This is a genomic window from Sporosarcina sp. (assembly GCF_029257255.1).
In the GTDB taxonomy this organism is placed as follows: Bacteria; Bacillota; Bacilli; order Bacillales_A; family Planococcaceae; genus Sporosarcina.
Map to the genome: position 1 here is coordinate 21,854 of NZ_JARICI010000004.1, position 16,300 is coordinate 38,153.

15 protein-coding genes and 1 riboswitch are annotated in these 16,300 nt (G+C 45.7%); of the genes, 14 read left to right on the top strand and 1 reads right to left on the bottom strand.

The window, feature by feature from the left end:
* Positions 1–79: 79 nt before the first annotated feature.
* The 14 genes from Q1J64_RS00680 to Q1J64_RS00745 all read left to right on the top strand — a co-directional run bounded on the left by Q1J64_RS00680 (position 80) and on the right by Q1J64_RS00745 (position 14,297).
* The gene (locus Q1J64_RS00680; protein ID WP_301107169.1) at positions 80–781 is read left to right on the top strand and encodes a response regulator transcription factor; all 702 of its coding nucleotides are present in this window, start codon (positions 80–82) and stop codon (positions 779–781) included.
* On the top strand, positions 771–2,105 hold the full coding sequence (locus Q1J64_RS00685) for a sensor histidine kinase (protein WP_301107170.1): 1,335 nt from the start codon (positions 771–773) through the stop codon (positions 2,103–2,105). The genes Q1J64_RS00680 and Q1J64_RS00685 overlap by 11 nt, the downstream gene beginning before the upstream one ends.
* Before the next feature lie 57 nt (positions 2,106–2,162).
* Positions 2,163–2,891: a PepSY domain-containing protein gene (locus Q1J64_RS00690; RefSeq protein WP_301107171.1), complete on the top strand. Its 729-nt coding sequence runs from the start codon at positions 2,163–2,165 to the stop codon at positions 2,889–2,891.
* A 114-nt stretch (positions 2,892–3,005) separates the two neighbouring features.
* Positions 3,006–3,611, top strand: a complete 606-nt coding sequence (locus Q1J64_RS00695; RefSeq protein WP_301107172.1) for a PepSY domain-containing protein — start codon at positions 3,006–3,008, stop codon at positions 3,609–3,611.
* 384 nt (positions 3,612–3,995) lie between these two features.
* Entirely contained in the window at positions 3,996–5,423 is a 1,428-nt protein-coding gene (locus tag Q1J64_RS00700; protein WP_301107173.1) for an alanine/glycine:cation symporter family protein, read from the top strand.
* Between the two features lie 233 nt (positions 5,424–5,656).
* A riboswitch (cobalamin riboswitch) is annotated at positions 5,657–5,836 on the top strand.
* A 288-nt stretch (positions 5,837–6,124) separates the two neighbouring features.
* Positions 6,125–8,347, top strand: a complete 2,223-nt coding sequence (locus Q1J64_RS00705; RefSeq protein WP_301107174.1) for a ribonucleoside-diphosphate reductase subunit alpha — start codon at positions 6,125–6,127, stop codon at positions 8,345–8,347.
* Complete coding sequence (locus Q1J64_RS00710; RefSeq protein ID WP_301107175.1) at positions 8,335–8,772, top strand: flavodoxin; 438 nt, start codon at positions 8,335–8,337, stop codon at positions 8,770–8,772. Before Q1J64_RS00705 ends, Q1J64_RS00710 begins: the two co-directional genes overlap by 13 nt.
* Positions 8,751–9,788 (top strand): ribonucleotide-diphosphate reductase subunit beta, encoded by a 1,038-nt coding sequence (locus Q1J64_RS00715; RefSeq protein WP_301107176.1) that lies wholly within the window; start codon positions 8,751–8,753, stop codon positions 9,786–9,788. The genes Q1J64_RS00710 and Q1J64_RS00715 overlap by 22 nt, the downstream gene beginning before the upstream one ends.
* A gap of 134 nt (positions 9,789–9,922) precedes the next feature.
* A complete protein-coding gene (locus Q1J64_RS00720) occupies positions 9,923–10,345 on the top strand; it encodes an RrF2 family transcriptional regulator (protein WP_301107177.1) in 423 nt (140 codons plus the stop codon).
* Complete coding sequence (locus Q1J64_RS00725) at positions 10,342–11,250, top strand: NAD(P)/FAD-dependent oxidoreductase (protein ID WP_301107178.1); 909 nt, start codon at positions 10,342–10,344, stop codon at positions 11,248–11,250. The genes Q1J64_RS00720 and Q1J64_RS00725 overlap by 4 nt, the downstream gene beginning before the upstream one ends.
* 278 nt (positions 11,251–11,528) lie before the next feature.
* A complete protein-coding gene (locus Q1J64_RS00730) occupies positions 11,529–12,092 on the top strand; it encodes a class I SAM-dependent methyltransferase (RefSeq protein WP_301107179.1) in 564 nt (187 codons plus the stop codon).
* Positions 12,093–12,214: 122 nt separating this feature from the next.
* On the top strand, positions 12,215–12,652 hold the full coding sequence (locus tag Q1J64_RS00735) for a GNAT family N-acetyltransferase (RefSeq protein ID WP_301107180.1): 438 nt from the start codon (positions 12,215–12,217) through the stop codon (positions 12,650–12,652).
* A 93-nt stretch (positions 12,653–12,745) separates the two neighbouring features.
* The gene (locus tag Q1J64_RS00740; RefSeq protein ID WP_301107181.1) at positions 12,746–13,849 is read left to right on the top strand and encodes a threonine synthase; all 1,104 of its coding nucleotides are present in this window, start codon (positions 12,746–12,748) and stop codon (positions 13,847–13,849) included.
* A 229-nt stretch (positions 13,850–14,078) separates the two neighbouring features.
* Positions 14,079–14,297 carry a hypothetical protein gene (locus tag Q1J64_RS00745; protein WP_301107182.1) on the top strand — a complete coding sequence of 73 codons (219 nt, stop codon included), beginning with the start codon at positions 14,079–14,081 and terminating at the stop codon, positions 14,295–14,297.
* A gap of 342 nt (positions 14,298–14,639) precedes the next feature.
* Here Q1J64_RS00745 and scpC read toward each other — a convergent pair whose 3' ends face one another.
* Positions 14,640–16,184, bottom strand: coding sequence for a succinyl-CoA:acetate CoA-transferase ScpC (scpC, locus tag Q1J64_RS00750; protein ID WP_483315949.1), 1,545 nt, complete (start codon positions 16,182–16,184; stop codon positions 14,640–14,642).
* Between the last annotated feature and the right edge of the window lie 116 nt (positions 16,185–16,300).

Here is a 16,300-nt window from a genome sequence, read left to right on the forward strand (position 1 = left end):
TCTGAAAGATTCCATAAGGCGATTTGCTGCCAATCTGTTAATATAAACACAAAGACTAGGGACAGATAGGTGAATTTTCATGACAGAGCGTATTTTGATCGTAGAAGACGAAGAAAGCATCGCGCGTGTATTGCAGCTGGAGCTGGAATTTGAGAAGTATGAGACAGGAGTGGCGCATACCGGTACGGATGGCTTGATTTTATTTCGGGAAGAGAAATGGGATCTGGTGCTGCTGGATCTTATGTTGCCCGGCCTGAACGGACTCGATGTGCTGCGCAGGATCCGTTCCCACGACGAGCATACGCCTGTCCTTTTATTGACTGCGAAAAATGATGTCGAAGATAAGGTGATAGGGCTGGATCTTGGCGCAAATGATTATATTACGAAGCCGTTTGAGATAGAGGAGCTGCTCGCGAGAATCCGTACAGCGCTTCGGATTTCGGGGCATGAGCCTGCGGAAGCCGCAGATCCAGATCTGCTGACATTTGGCGATTTGTCGCTGCATCAGCTGTCGCGTGAAGTGCATTGCGGGGGGCGGTCGATCGAACTGACGCCTCGGGAATTTGATTTGCTGCAGCATTTATTGAAGCATCCGAATCAGGTGCTGTCGCGTGAGCAGTTGCTGGACGCGGTGTGGGGCTATGATTATTTCGGCGATACGAATGTCGTCGATGTCTATATCCGCTATGTGCGCAAGAAGATTGATGACGGCGAGGCGTCCCACATTCATACCGTGCGTGGTGTCGGCTATGTGCTGAAGGAGCCGGTGCATGAAGCTTAAGACGAAGATTCATCTGTTTTCGACGGTGCTGATGCTGTTCATTCTGGCGCTTAGCAACAGCGGGATTTATGTGATCTTTAAGCAGCTCGCTTATACGACGGAATACCAACAGCTGATCCATCGGTCGAAGGAGCTGACGGAAGGCCTGAGCCGTGTGCATGATAAGAAGGAAGTCAGCGATGTCTTGCGGACCTACATGAATCCGGAAAGTATGCTGCGTGTGACGGATGAAAAAGGTAAAGAGATCAAGACGTTGGTTTCGACGAAAGAACTTGAAAATTATGAGCTGACATTTGACGATGATGAGTATTCGATCGGCGAAGTCAACGGTGTGGCGGTGATGATGACCAAAGTGCCGGTGATCTGGCTGGACGGGGAAGTCGCTTCTATCGAGATGGCTCAAATTTTGCGAGATTCAAGCCGCAGCCTTCATTTGCTGAAATTCATCCTGCTCGGTGTGACACTTCTCGCGATGATTCCCATTACGCTGTCGAGTATGACGCTCGGTAAAGTGGTGACGCAGCCAATCCATAAGCTGATTGCGACGATGAGCGCAAGCAGGAGATCTGGGAAATATGAGAAGCTTGCAGCGTCCGGTGGTAAAGATGAGCTCGCTGAAATGAGCCAGACGTTTAACGAGATGATGGAGCAACTGGAGCAGAATTATCACAAGCAGGAGAAGTTCGTGTCGAATGCTTCCCATGAGTTAAAGACGCCGCTGACGATTATGGAAGGATACGGACGCCTGCTGAAACGGCAGGGTTTCGATAATAAGCAGGTGGCGGATGAAGCGCTGACGGCGATTCTCAATGAAACAGCACGGATGAAAGAGCTAATCGAGCAGATGCTGCAGATGGCGAAAAGCAAGGATCCGCTGGCTTTCACGTTTGCGCAGGCCGATGTGACGCAGATTGTCAAAGAAACGGTAGAGCCGCTGCGTGTCGCTTCCGGGCGGACAATCACGTTCACGGAGGCTGGCAGGCTGCCGGTTTCGACGGATGATAAACGGTTAAAGCAATTGTTGTTCATTTTATTGGATAATGCGAGAAAATATAGTGATGGAGAAATTACTGTACGTGCCTGGCAGGAAGAGCGGGCGGTTGTGATTGAAGTGCAGGATCACGGCGAAGGCATCGAAGCAAAGCATTTACCGCATCTATTAGACCGATTTTATCGCGTGCAGGAAGACCGCGCCCGCAAAACAGGCGGAACGGGCCTGGGACTCGCGATCGCGAAAGAGTTGGCAGATGGTATACGATCAGAACTGCAGGTGGAAAGTGTTCGCGGGGAAGGGACGACGATGCGAATTATTCTGCCTCGATGATTCTCAGCGGATTGTAATGATGTCGGTATATAATGGAAGGAAATGAGGTGACGGAGGATGAGTTGGTGGAAGAAGCCGTGGGTGTTTCCCATTTTATTGACTGTAGTGATTGTAGCGGGAAGCACCTGGTATATCAAGCAAATCATGCAGCAGGATGTGGTGCCGAAAGATGTAGTGAAGAGGAGTCTAGAGTCGATGTATCAAGGCTCAGTCGAACAGCTGACGGACGGGACTGACGGCTATGACGCGGAAATACGCAGGAACGGCGCGTTATACAGTGCGACGGTCGATCATAAGACAGGCAAGGTTTTGGCACTTACTTTACTGAAAGAAGCGGAGCCGGAATTGGCGGTTAAACCTGAGACGAAAGATGCGAAAAATGCTAAGGAAACGCCGGCTGCCTCTGTGGAGAAACCTGCCGCGGTGCCGTTGCCGAAATCAGGGGAGCAGCAGAAGTCGATACCTGAACCTGCTCCAAAGCCTGTAGAAAAACCGGTCGTGAAGCCGCAACCAAAACCGCAGCCGCAGCCAGCGCCTCAGGCAAAGCCGAAACCTGAGCCGAAAAAATCGGTATGGCTGACATCTCAGCAAGCTGTAAATATCGCGCTGAAGCAGCTGAATGCCAAGGTGCCGGTTGAGGTGGAGGACGTTGATTTCGTCGAATCGGAGCAAGGCGGCTATTACTTAGTCGAGCTGGAGCTGGATACGGACGCGGACCGGAATGAAGTGGTCTATCAGATTCATGCAATTTCCGGGAAGGTCCTATCGGTAGCTTGGGATGATTGAGTATGGGGAAATTTGCTTAATCTGAGAGTCTCTCATCATTTTCTAATGAAGTTCTTACTCTTTTCTCAGAAACCCGGGGTACAGTGAGGGTAGAAAAGAAAGGAGGAGAATTCGATGAATAAATGGATGGTGTTTCCAGCGTTGGCGGGTGTCCTGACGATCGGTGGAGCGGCAACTGCAAAAAGCAGTCCTGTAACTGAGCCGATTGAGGAGCCCGTGTTAAGTTACGAAGAAATTAGTGTAATCGCACAGCAGCACGCCCCTGGCGAAGTCACGGTAGTGGAGCTGGATCGCGAGCAAGGCCGGGTAGTCTACGACATTGAACTTCAAGATCCAACCATCCAGACGGACATGGAGGTAGATGCGCAGACAGGCGATGTACTGAAGATCAAGAAAGAAGCGGCAGGCGTGGAACCTGAAAAGGAAATCCAGCAAACGGCAAGCTTTGATCAACCCACAGAGCAGCCTGCGTCAACCAACCATACGCTGACCGTCGTTTCTTCATCTGATGACAAGCCTGCCCGGCCCTTGCTTACAAAAAAACAAGCGATTGAGATCGCAAAGCAACATGTAATCGGTAGAGTGAAAAATATAGACATTGAAAAAGAAAAAGAAGACGGTATGATATTTTTTGAGATTGAATTGGAAGATGAGTTTTTCGAGTACGAAATCTTGATGGATGCCCATTCAGGCGACATCATTTCATTTGAAAATGACTGAAACCACCCACAAACTATCAGTCAACGGTACGATTTTAAAAGCATACAAACACACACATAAAACACAGAAGGCTGCCTGGGGAGTGAATTCCTGGGCAGCCTTTTTCATGCGAGCAGTTAGCAGGGGTAGCTGATGCTCATATACATCCGACGAGTGATCATTGCCTCGGTGCAGGCGCTCATAGACAGCGGCGGCGTGATCATACACCCCTGGCGAGTGATCATCAGAACGATGTATCGTCTTTTACCTGCAGCTTTTGGGTAGTAAATGGCTAGTAAACTATAGTATAGTACAAGAACCTGGTTCATTTTTTGGCGAGGTGTTTTGTCTTGCCAAGCGTAGACAGACAGCGGGCAGGGTATAGAGATAACAGGAGGTGGTCATATGTTTGAAAACGCTTTAAATTGGCTGGTGGGACCGGCGAATAGTTTTATTTGGACGTATATTTTAATTGGACTCTTATTGGCGGCGGGTGCATATTTTACGATTCGTACAAAGTTTGTACAGGTTCGACTGTTCAGAGAAATGTTTCGTTTAATAGTAGAAAAGAAAGACAGTAATGATGGCGTATCTCCGTTCCAGGCATTCACGATCAGTGCGGCTTCGCGTGTCGGAACCGGTAACGTGGCAGGGGTGGCCCTGGCAATCGGAATTGGTGGCCCGGGCGCGGTATTCTGGATGTGGATTATCGCAATTATCGGCATGGCGACCGCATTCATTGAGAGTACGCTTGCACAAGTGTATAAAGTGAAAGACGGCGAAACGTTCCGTGGAGGCCCTGCGTACTATATGCAGAAAGCGCTTGGTTACCGGAAACTCGGTATTGTTTTCGCTGTTTTACTGACCATTTGTTTTGGATTCATTTTTAATGCGGTGCAGTCGAATACTATCAGCCAATCCTTTACGGACGTGTTCGGTATTCCGGACTGGGCTGTCGGAATCGGCTTGATCGTGCTGACAGCAGTCATCGTTTTTGGCGGCGTGCAGCGGATCGTCAAAGTGACACAGACGATTGTTCCTGTCATGGCGACCTTCTATATTATTGTCGCATTATTCATTGTTATCATGAATATCACGCAGGTTCCTGCGATGATTATGCTCATTATCGAGCACGCTTTCGGCATCAAGGAAATGGTCGGCGGTGGTATCGGTGTAGCAATCATGCAAGGTGTCCGACGTGGATTATTCTCCAATGAAGCCGGTATGGGTAGTGTGCCGAACGCAGCAGCGACGGCGAACGTATCGCACCCGGCAAAGCAGGGTCTAGTTCAGAGTCTCGGCGTGTTCTTCGATACGATTGTGATCTGTTCTGCAACGGCATTCATTATTTTGCTGGGCGGACTATATGAATCTGGCGAAACGAACGGGATCTTGCTGACGCAGGCCTCTATGGCGGTGCACGTAGGTGCTTGGGCTCCTTATTTCATTGCCGTTGCGATCATGTTCTTTGCGTTCAGTTCCATTGTCGGTAACTATTACTACGGCGAAACGAATATTGAATTCATCAATGCGAATAAAGGCTGGAAATATGCGTATCAGATACTGGTGCTTGGGATGGTATTTTTCGGAGCGATTGCAAAGGTGCAGGTCGTTTGGGACATGGCGGATCTGTTCATGGGACTCATGGCGATTATTAACCTTGTGGTCATCATCTTGCTCGGTAAAGTCGCCTTCCAGGTGCTTGACGATTTCACTGTGCAACGAAAAGCAGGGAAAAACCCTGTTTTTAAAGCTTCCACAATTCCAGGACTGAAAGGTGCAGAGTGCTGGGAAGAGACGGCGGAAAAACCGGAAGATCGTGTGCGGTTATAAAGGCAGACGGAAAGTGAAGAATTCACATCTGTCAAGCCGTGCCGAATAGCACAGGAAACTTTCGCGATTTTATTTTTCGTCAAGGCATATAAAGTTTGATTTTGAGAAATTATTTTCCTGTAAAACGAAAGAATCTTAGTTCAGAAGGTACATTCTGTTCTAAGATTATTTTTATGCTTTACAAGTTTCACCACTACATGTTAGGGTATTACTTGTACATAAGACACTATATATAGTATTTTCGATGAATTGGTACCATCAACGGTTTAAAAGGGAATCCGCTAAAAACGGAGCTGCCCCCGCAACTGAGGGCATGGACGACTGTCTAGCTTATACCCACTGCCATCGAGGCGGGAAGGGAGACAGGAGGACGATATGCCAGCCAGGAGACCTGCCATTCAATCCGCAATACATTCTTCGGGGATGAGGAATGGAAGCACAGGCAAGAGAGTACATTTGCCACTAAACTTCCATTTATTACCGTTATACGATAATGGCTCCCGGATCATTGGGAGTCTTTTTAATTACATTACCTATATAAGATGAGTTACATGTTTAGCACACACAACGAATTAGCATACGGGATACGTAGTTAATTGAAGAAGAAGGCGGTGACTCCTGCGGGAACAGCGCAAGCCGTGCTTGAGGTAGATGCAAATTGTTTTTTTATCTTACATAACACAAAAAAGGGAGCGAATGAAATGGCTATAATTCATGAAACGGTCGGTCTAAATCTATTGCTGGAAAATCTCGAGGAAGAGTTCGGTAAGAAGCAAATCGAGGCGCTGGTCGAAGCGAGCGAACGATATCAGGAGCGTCATCCCGATAGTTCCGCATCAGACTGGACAAGCGCGATGGTGCTCGAATCGTTGAGCAGAATCGATGAAGCGAATGCCTACTGGACATTTGTCGCTGCCCGTATTTATCTGTACGACGTCTATGCGAAGCAGAAAGCTTTGCGCGGCGCGGATGTTTATACCGATTTTGCGAAAAATGTTGAAAAATTGGTGGCGCAGGGGCTTTATACACCAATTCTTACCGAGAAGTACAGCCGTGATGAACTGAATGAGATCGGTCGTTTGCTGGAGCCTTCACGCGACCTGTTATTTACTTATATTGGATTGAAGACATTGGTGGACCGCTATGTGACAGTTGATTTCTCTAAGCGGACAGTTGAGTTGCCGCAGGAACGCTGGCTGATCATTGCGATGACATTGATGCAGGATGAAACGGAAGACCGCATCCACAAAATCGGCGAAGCGTACTGGGCGATGAGCAATCTCTACATGACGGTTGCCACACCGACGCTTTCGAATGCAGGAAAGATGCACGGTCAGCTGTCGAGTTGCTTCATTGATACAGTGGATGATTCCTTGCAGGGTATCTACAACAGCAACACGGATATCGCCAACCTGTCGAAATTTGGCGGCGGTATCGGCGTCTACATGGGGAAAGTCCGTTCACGCGGTGCTTCTATCCGCGGCTTTGAAGGAGCTTCAAGCGGTGTGCTTCCTTGGATTAAGCAGCTGAACAACACAGCGGTCAGCGTAGATCAGCTTGGACAGCGTCAAGGTGCAGTTGCAGTCTATTTGGATGTATGGCATCAGGATATCTTCACATTCCTTGATCTGAAGCTCAACAACGGGGACGACCGTCTGCGTGCACATGATATTTTCACAGGTGTCTGCTTGCCGGATCTGTTCATGGAAAAAGTGGAGTCACGCGAAGATTGGCACTTGTTCGATCCGCATGAGGTCCGTACGAAAATGGGCTTTTCATTGGAAGACTTCTATGATGAAGAAAAAGGCAACGGTTCATTCCGCAAGAAGTACGAGGAATGTGTGGCAAATGAAGATCTGTCACGCGTAACGGTGTCAGCGATTGAAATCATGAAACGCGTCCTGCGCAGCCAGCTGGAAACAGGCACGCCGTTCATGTTCTACCGTGATGAAGTAAACCGCATGAATCCGAATAAGCATGAAGGAATTATTTATTCTAGTAACCTTTGTACGGAAATTTTGCAGAATATGTCAGCAAGTACACATGAATCGGTCTCACTGGAAGACGATTTAGTTGTTACTCGTACGAAGCCGGGCGATTTTGTAGTCTGTAACTTGTCATCGATCAACCTTGGAAAAGCAGTGGTTGCGGACGTATTGGACCGTTTAATTACGATCCAAGTCCGTATGCTCGACAATGTTATCGATCAAAACCAGATTCCTGTCGTGCAGGCGCAGCGCACCAACGCACGCTACCGTGGAATCGGCCTCGGCACATTCGGCTGGCACCATCTATTAGCGCTGAAGAATATTCAGTGGGAATCGGATGAAGCAGTTGACTACGCGGATAAATTGTATGAAAACATTGCGTATCTTACGATTAAAGCATCAATGGAACTGTCAAAGGAAAAAGGCGCGTATCCATTGTTCGACGGCTCCGACTGGCAGACTGGCGAGTACTTCGAACAGCGTGAATATGATTCGAATAAATGGCGCGAGCTTCGTATGGATGTGGCGATCAACGGAATGCGCAACGGCTATCTGATGGCAGTTGCACCGAACAGTTCCACATCTGTCATCGCAGGCTCTACGGCTTCGATCGATCCGATTTTCAAGCCGTTTTACCATGAAGAGAAGAAGGACTATAAATTGCCGGTGATCGCACCGGATTTGAACCACAACACCTATGATGTCTACCGTCGTTCTGCGTATATCGTCGATCAGCGCTGGTCCATCAAGCAAAATGCTGCGCGTCAGCAACATATCGATCAGTCGATTTCATTTAACATCTATGTACCGAACTCCATCCGCGCATCTGTCTTGCTCGATCTGCATATGCAGGCATGGAAATCCGGCATGAAAACGACGTACTATATGCGTTCCACAGCATCTGAAATTGAGGAGTGCGAGTGGTGTCATTCTTAATTGCGTATGCATCCTGGAGCGGTAATACACAGGAAGTCGCTGAACTGATCGAGGAAAATCTGACTCGTGAAGGCGTCCAAGTCGATACCCACCGCATCGGCATCGGCGTGATCCCGGATGTGAACGAATACGATGCAATCTGTATCGGTTCATTCACCTGGGAAAAAGGCGCAACGCCGGATGAAGTAAAAGACTTCGTCGCGGATATCGGCTTCAAACCGGAGCCTGTCTATGTTTTCGGAACAGGCGACACGCAATTCGGCGGGGATGAACTATTTTGCAAAGCGGCCGAAAAACTGGCGCGCTTTTATCATTCTCCTTTTGAAACGCTAAAGATCGAACAAAGCCCGCGCGGCACACAACAACAATTGGTAACGAATTGGACGAAAGGAGTGCTCGACCATTGGAGACACTTACAAGAGTAAAAGTACTGAATCCGGCAAATCCAAATAAAGCGACAGCCATTTTCGGAGGGGAAGCAAGCGGCATCCTCAACTGGAATGACATCGCGCACCCTCATTTCTACACACTGCGTCAGCGCATCCGTTCACTTTTCTGGACGGCAAATGAAGTGGATATGACACAGGACGTCAAGCAATTCTCGCGTCTTACAAAAGAAGAGCAATCCGCATTTTTGAAAATTATCGGATTGCTGGCAACACTTGACGGTCCGCAAACGGTCATCGCCATGAAGATTGCAGACTTCACGACAGATCCTTCCGTCAAGTCGATCATGGCAACCATTGCCGATCAGGAAAGCGAGCATAACCATAGCTATGCGTATGTTCTTTCATCTGTCACGAATCTTGACAAGCAGATGGCTGCTTTCGAAATGGGACGCACAGATGAGGTATTGATGAAGCGTAATGAACGAATTGTGGAAGTGTATAATGAGTTTGCGGAGAACCCGACGATCGAAACAGTATTGAAAGCGATGGTCTATACGACGCTGCTTGAAGGCCTGTTCTTCTACAGCGGATTCGCATTCTTCTATAACTTGGCGCGTCATCAGAAAATGGTTGGTACTTCGACGATGATTTCTTATATAAATCGCGATGAACTCCAGCACGGAAAAGCAATCAGCGATATCTTCCGCGCAGCACTGGCTGAAAATCCAGAGTACAATACGGATGAGTTCACAGAGTGGATCTATGATCAGTTCCGTCACTCCGTCGAGCAGGAAGTGATCTGGAGCCGGTATGTATTGGGCGAAATCGACGGGCTGGAACTGGATGAGATGGAAGGCTACATCAAGTACCGCGCGAACAAAATGCTGCGCATGCTTGGCCTGGGCGAAATTTATCCAGAGTTCACGGACAATCCAATGAAGTGGATCCGTGCCTATGTCGATAATTTTGACGATACAAAGACGGACTTTTTCGAGCAGACAAGCCGCCAGTACGTGAAGACGAGCGACTTGAATGGCTTCGATGATTTGTAAGCAAGTGATATAGATAGTAGGGGGAAGTGCATATGCGCTTCCTTTTTTTATTGACTTTTATTCCTCGATATAATAAAATATATTAAGGACATTAAGTATCTGTAATATCCCTTTAATTGAAAGGAGAAAACATAATGAGATATTCAAAAGCGACTGGTTATGCATTGCATACGATTGTCCATATTATGTTGCAGCCCGAGGGAAGTTCTGTCGGTGTGCAAGAACTAGCTGAAATGCAGCACCTGTCCCCGACGTATTTGTCTAAAATCATGACGAAACTGACGAAAGCTGGTCTGATCCTTTCGACGCCGGGAGCGAAGGGTGGATATAAAATAGCCCGAACCGAGCATGAAATATCTTTTTTGGATGTCATCAATGCCATTGAAGGTGATGCCAGATTTTTTGACTGCTCGATACATCACGAAGGCTGCCTGATTGAAAATATCATGAGAGATGCCGAAGATCACATGAGAAATGAACTGTCATCGAGGCTTCTGATAGATATTGCAAAAGAGGCGGAAGCCAGGCATGCAAATGGAAAGGGGATGACGCAATGATATTAGACTGCGCGGTAATTGGAGGCGGGCCGGCTGGACTGAATGCTGCGCTCGTGCTTGGCAGATCTCGACGTGAAACGATCCTGTTTGATGACAATAAGCCGAGAAATGCTGTAACTTCCGAATCCCATGGTTTCATTACACGTGACGGCATACATCCACAGGAACTTAAAAGGATTGGCCAAGTAGAATTAAGCAAGTATCCAAATGTGAGAATTGAAAAACAGCGGGTTCACTGTATTTATAAAGAAGATGCTCTGTTTAAATTGGAGACGGAAAGTGGAGAAGTGCATTACGCGAAGAAAATTATTCTTGCAATGGGCTTCAAGGAACTACTTCCGGACATCCCTCGATTGAAAGAGTTCTATGGTCATAGCCTATTTAGCTGTCCTTTCTGTGATGGGTGGGAAATGAAAGATCAGTCGCTTGCCGTAATTGCAGATGACGAGAAGGCATTTCATCTGGCAAAAGTAGTCTCAAACTGGACAGATGATCTGACTGTATTCACGAACGGAAACAAAGTGCTTTCAGCGAAAAAGCAGGAATTACTCAAGAGCAAAGGCATCTCAGTTAATGAAAAGAAGATCGAGACACTTATCGGTCAAGCAGGTAAACTGGAAAAGGTCGGGCTTGAAGATGGAACAACAGTATCTTGTGCAGGCGGATTCGTAACAGCAGAATGGAAGCAGGCAGCTGCTTTTGATTCAACACTTGGCTATGCAATGAACGAACTTGGCGGAATCATCACTGACAGCTGGCAGCAGACGAACATTCACGGCATATATGCCTGCGGAGACACGAGGATTGCCGGTCCTTCTCAATTGATCATCGCGGCAGCAGAAGGATCGATGGCTGCCATAGCCGTAAACGCAGCTTTAATTGAAGAGAAATTTAACGAGAAATAACCGCATGGCTTAAATGAGTCGTTAGGAAGTTTACAGAGTAATTTTTCCCGGCAGAATCATTGTATACGCTCGTTGTCTGGATAATAAGCTAATCAATTTTTTAAGTCAATTACAGATATTCAGGGTCCTCATAGTATGCAATCAACCGAAACGCCGGTGTAGAATTGGATTGGCTTTCTCTCTGCATCTGTAATGTTGACTTGCCGTTAAAATGAAACAAACAGTTGTGTTGGAAGCATTGCAGCGAAAATGAATCAAATGAAAGGTGAGGATGAAGAATGGAAACGGAAAAACGAATGGAATTAGTGAAGGCTATTGTTGAAGAAGTCAGACCGCGATTACAGGACAGCGAATCAAAAAGTTTAGTGGATTATGGAGGCGGTACCGGTTTAGTAAGTTTGGAACTATCTGACTTAGTACACTCCATATTGTTGGTGGACTCTTCTAAACAAGCGTTACAGGGAGCCCAAGATAAAATCAGTGAAAAAGGAATTACGAATTCAAAAGTATTATATTCAGATTTTACACAATATACCCCTCCTGAAATCAAGGCAGATATCGTCCTGTTGTCTTTAGTTCTTCTCCATATTCCGGATACGAAATTAATTTTACAAAAGTTGTTCAGCATTTTGAATACTAACGGTAGGCTGATTATTATTGACTTTGACAAAAGTGATCACGTACATCATCCGAAAATTCACAGTGGTTTTTCCCATAATCAATTAAAAAACATATTATCTGAAGTTGGATTTAAATCTATTGAAATTAAGACCTTCTATCAGGGGGAACAGATTTTTGCGAATCAAGATGCCTCCATGTTTCTGTCCACTAGTACAAAATGAATTTTTTTGAAATGCCCGTGATATAGATAGCAGAGGGAAGTGCTTTTGCGCTTCCTTTTTTGTGTTATATTCAGTAGAGGTATAGTAGATGATTAAAAGTACTTGGGAAAAGGTGAATACTATTGAAAACAAAAAGAATTACCTCTGATGAAGACTTAAAAACGGCCTTTGAGATTCGAAAAGAAGTATTTGTCAAAGAACAGCACGTTCCTTTGGAAGATGAGTTTGATGAATTTGACACACTTGACGGGCTTTGCGAGCATATTTTAGTTTATTACAATGGCCAACCGGCTGGAACTGGTCGAGTACGCTTGGTTGATGGTGTCGGAAAGGTAGAGCGAGTTTGTGTTCTAGAATCTTTCCGTTCATTCGGTCTGGGAAAAGTAATCATAAAAGCACTGGAAGAAATCACAGAAGAAAAAGGGATCACTCGTGTGAAATTACATGGTCAGACACATGCTGAAGGCTTCTATATAAAGCTGGGCTATACGACTTCATCGCCGGTTTTTATGGAAGATGGTATTCCGCATGTATTAATGACAAAAGAGTTACCTAGATAAATGAAACTCTATAGCTATATTCCTGTAGAGAACATCTTTTGAACGCGTTATACTTTATTCAATGATCGTGCGATGAGAGGGTTGTGATAAGCAATGAAAGAATTTATTTGTAACAGTTGCGGCAAGAAATATGATATTACGCCAACCCTATGGAAATGTGAATGTGGCGGAGTATTCAACATCGTAAAAGAAACACCGAAGATTGATATTGCCGCTTGGGGCAACTACCCAAACTCCTTATGGCGTTATGTTGAAACGATGCCCTTCGCAAAAGGTTCTACGACATGGGAATCCGTAACAATGGGGGAAGGTCAATCCCCTTTACTTGTACTGGATCAGATGGAGCCCAATACGTATGTAAAAGTTGAGTATATGATGCCTACTTTGTCCTTTAAAGATCGGGGAGCAGCTGTTTTGATGACGAAGGCAAAAGAATTAGGGGTATCAAAAGTTATTGCGGACAGCAGTGGAAATGCAGGAACGGCGATCGCAGCTTATGCAGCCCGCTGTCATATTGCTTGTGATATTTATTTGAGTGATGAAACTTCACCGAACAAGACAGCTCAAATAAAAGCCCATGGCGCAACGGTTAAGGAAATTCATGGTACACGGGAAGAGATTGCAGCTGCGGCACAGCAAGCAGTCAGGGAAGAAAACGCATTTTACGCCAGTCATGTGTATAACCCTTACTTCTATGAAGGAACTAAAACATATGCCTATGAAATTTATGAACAATTAAATGGAGCGCCCGATACAATAATGATTCCAGTTGGAAATGGTACGCTTCTTCTAGGTGCCTATTATGGTTTTAACGAGTTATTCGAAAACGGATTCATTGATAAAATGCCGAAAATCGTTGCCATTCAAGCAAAGAACTGTTCACCTCTTGCCGAAGCTTTCAAAGCAGGAAAGGTTTCGGCCCAACCTATTAAGAATAAAGGTACTGTAGCAGAAGGGATCGCTATTGCTGCTCCGGCGCGTTCCGAACAGATTTTAGAAGCTGTACGTACTACCAATGGTACGTTTATCGAGATTGAAGAAAGTGAGATTTTGAATGCGCGCGCTAAACTTAGTGAAAAAGGATTCTATGTGGAAGTAACATCGGCGGTAAATTATGCAGGCTACCTCAAGTATGTAAGGACAACGGAAGAGAAAATTGTTATACCTCTTTGTGGTGCAGGTATTAAATCAAAATAAAGGGTAGAACACAGTGAGAAGCAGTATGTAAGGACACTATTCTCGTATGAAATGGTGTCCTTGTTATTATTGTCTATTTTAAAAAGAGAGTAATGGATTTTGTGCTGAAAAAGAAGTAATAGACCGTCTCTTTTTAGTTATATTTGGTAGAATAATAGTATACCTGAAATTGTTGGGGTAAATGGTTGTCATTTTTTCCTTTTGCAAGACACTAAAAGGAGGAGAAATGATGAGATTTAGAACGGGAAACCACAGTATCGTCTGTCCCTGCTGTCAGAATGATTCGTTCGATAAAGATTACCGGCAGTTGAACACGAAAGCTGCGACTCTCTTTAATTTTGACTGGGCGAACAAGGATGCGGTGATTTTAACCTGTCAGCGATGTACCTATATATCCTGGTTCATGCGAGAACCTGAAATCGACCGGCGGACTGATTCCGAGAACTAAAATTTATTACAGCACAAGACAAGAACATCCTTTGATGGCAAGGTATCAGAGGGTGTTCTTGTCGGTTCTAACACAACAAAAATACTGGCAGTCAATATATATAGATGCTGCGCGGAATGACTGCTAAATATGGATAGGAAGGTCTGCGCTCATTGAATACGCACCAGCGCTCATATCCATATCGCCAGTGATCATTGCCGCCTCGGCGGCGCTCATACATGATGTGCGAGTGGATCATACCAGCCCTGCCAGCGCTCAGAGCACCACCGCGCAGCTGCCAACACCCTTAACCATACAAAAAAACGAGCGGAAATGAATCCGCTCGTTTTCTCTATATACTTATTACTTCTGTGCTTCAGCTGTTTTGTGCATTGTCTTGTTTTTCGCAAGATTTACGTGCCATGACAGTGCTTCTTCCAAGATGTGTGGAGTTTGTCCGCCAACTTGTTCTTTCGCACGGTTGTAGTAATCACGCAGCTCTTCTTTGAAATCAGGGTGTGCACAGTGTTCAATCAATGCTTCTGCTTTTTGTCTTGGAGCGAGGCCGCGTAGATCCGCATATCCTTGTTCCGTAACAATTACATCCACATCATGCTCTGTGTGGTCTACGTGTGAACAGAAAGGTACGATAGATGAAACATCGCCGCCTTTTGCATACGACTTCGTAACGAAGATCGCAATACGCGCGTTACGAGCGAAGTCACCAGAACCACCGATACCGTTCATCATGCGTGTACCACTAACATGTGTAGAGTTCACGTTTCCGTAGATGTCCAGCTCAAGTGCTGTGTTGAATGAAATGATGCCCAGACGACGGATCACTTCCGGGTGGTTAGAGATTTCCTGTGGACGGAATACTAACTTATCACGGTACTTACCGATATCTTCTTTCAGGCTGTCCAAACGTTTCTTAGAAAGAGTCAATGAAGTAGCGGAAGCGAATTTCACTACGCCGTCGTCGATCAAGTCGAAGATTGCGTCCTGAAGTACTTCGGAATATACTTCGATGTCTTTAAACTCAGAAGTTCTCATGCCGTCAAGTACTGCGTTCGCTACTGAACCAACACCTGATTGAAGAGGCATTAACGTTTCGTCCATGCGGCCCTTTTTGATTTCGTCACGGAAGAAGTCGAGTAAATTGTTAGCAATTTCCTGTGTCTCTTCATCCGGAGGAACGATAGGGGATGGAATGTCCATCTTCTCTGTAATAACGATTCCGCGTACTTTAGCAGGATCCACTTTGATTCCCGGAGTACCGATTTTATCTGTCACGCTATAGACAGGAATTTCTTTTCTGTCGCCTTGGTTCTCAGGAACATAAATATCGTGCAAGCCTTCATATTCAGCTGGTACGTTGACGTTTAATTCAATGATGACATGCTTTGCATTCTGAACGAAAATAGGTGAGTTACCTACTGAACCAGTCGGAATGATCTGGCCGTCTTCAGTGATTGCAGCCGCTTCAATGATTGCATAGTCAACCGGGCCGATTACGCCTTGGCGAATCCACTCAGCCGTGTGAGAAAGGTGTTGGTCAATATAGAAAGATTCACCAGTGTTGATTTTTCCACGCATTGCCGGGTTGCCCTGATAAGGAATACGCAAGTTGATTAAGCCTGCTTCAGCCATCAACTCATCAACGTTCGGTCCGAGAGATGCCCCTGTGAAAACGTTTACCTTAAACTTTTCTTTCTTGCCTCTTTCAGCTAATGCTAATGGAACCGCTTTCGCATCTCCTGACAAAGTAAAACCACTTAAACCTAAAGACATGCCGTCCTCGATCCAAGATGCTGCTTCTTCAGCAGTAACAATTTTATCTTTTAGTGCTTCACAACGAAGTACTTTGTTTAATTCGTTTGACACGGTATCATCCACCTTACCTTTCATTTTATATTTAATTCTATCAGCTATCTAAATAAAATCAACATAATGTTATGAGAAATGTTGTTAAATTGTCATGAATTGAGATTTCCCTTCTAAAACCCAGCGAGTGAACGTCAGAC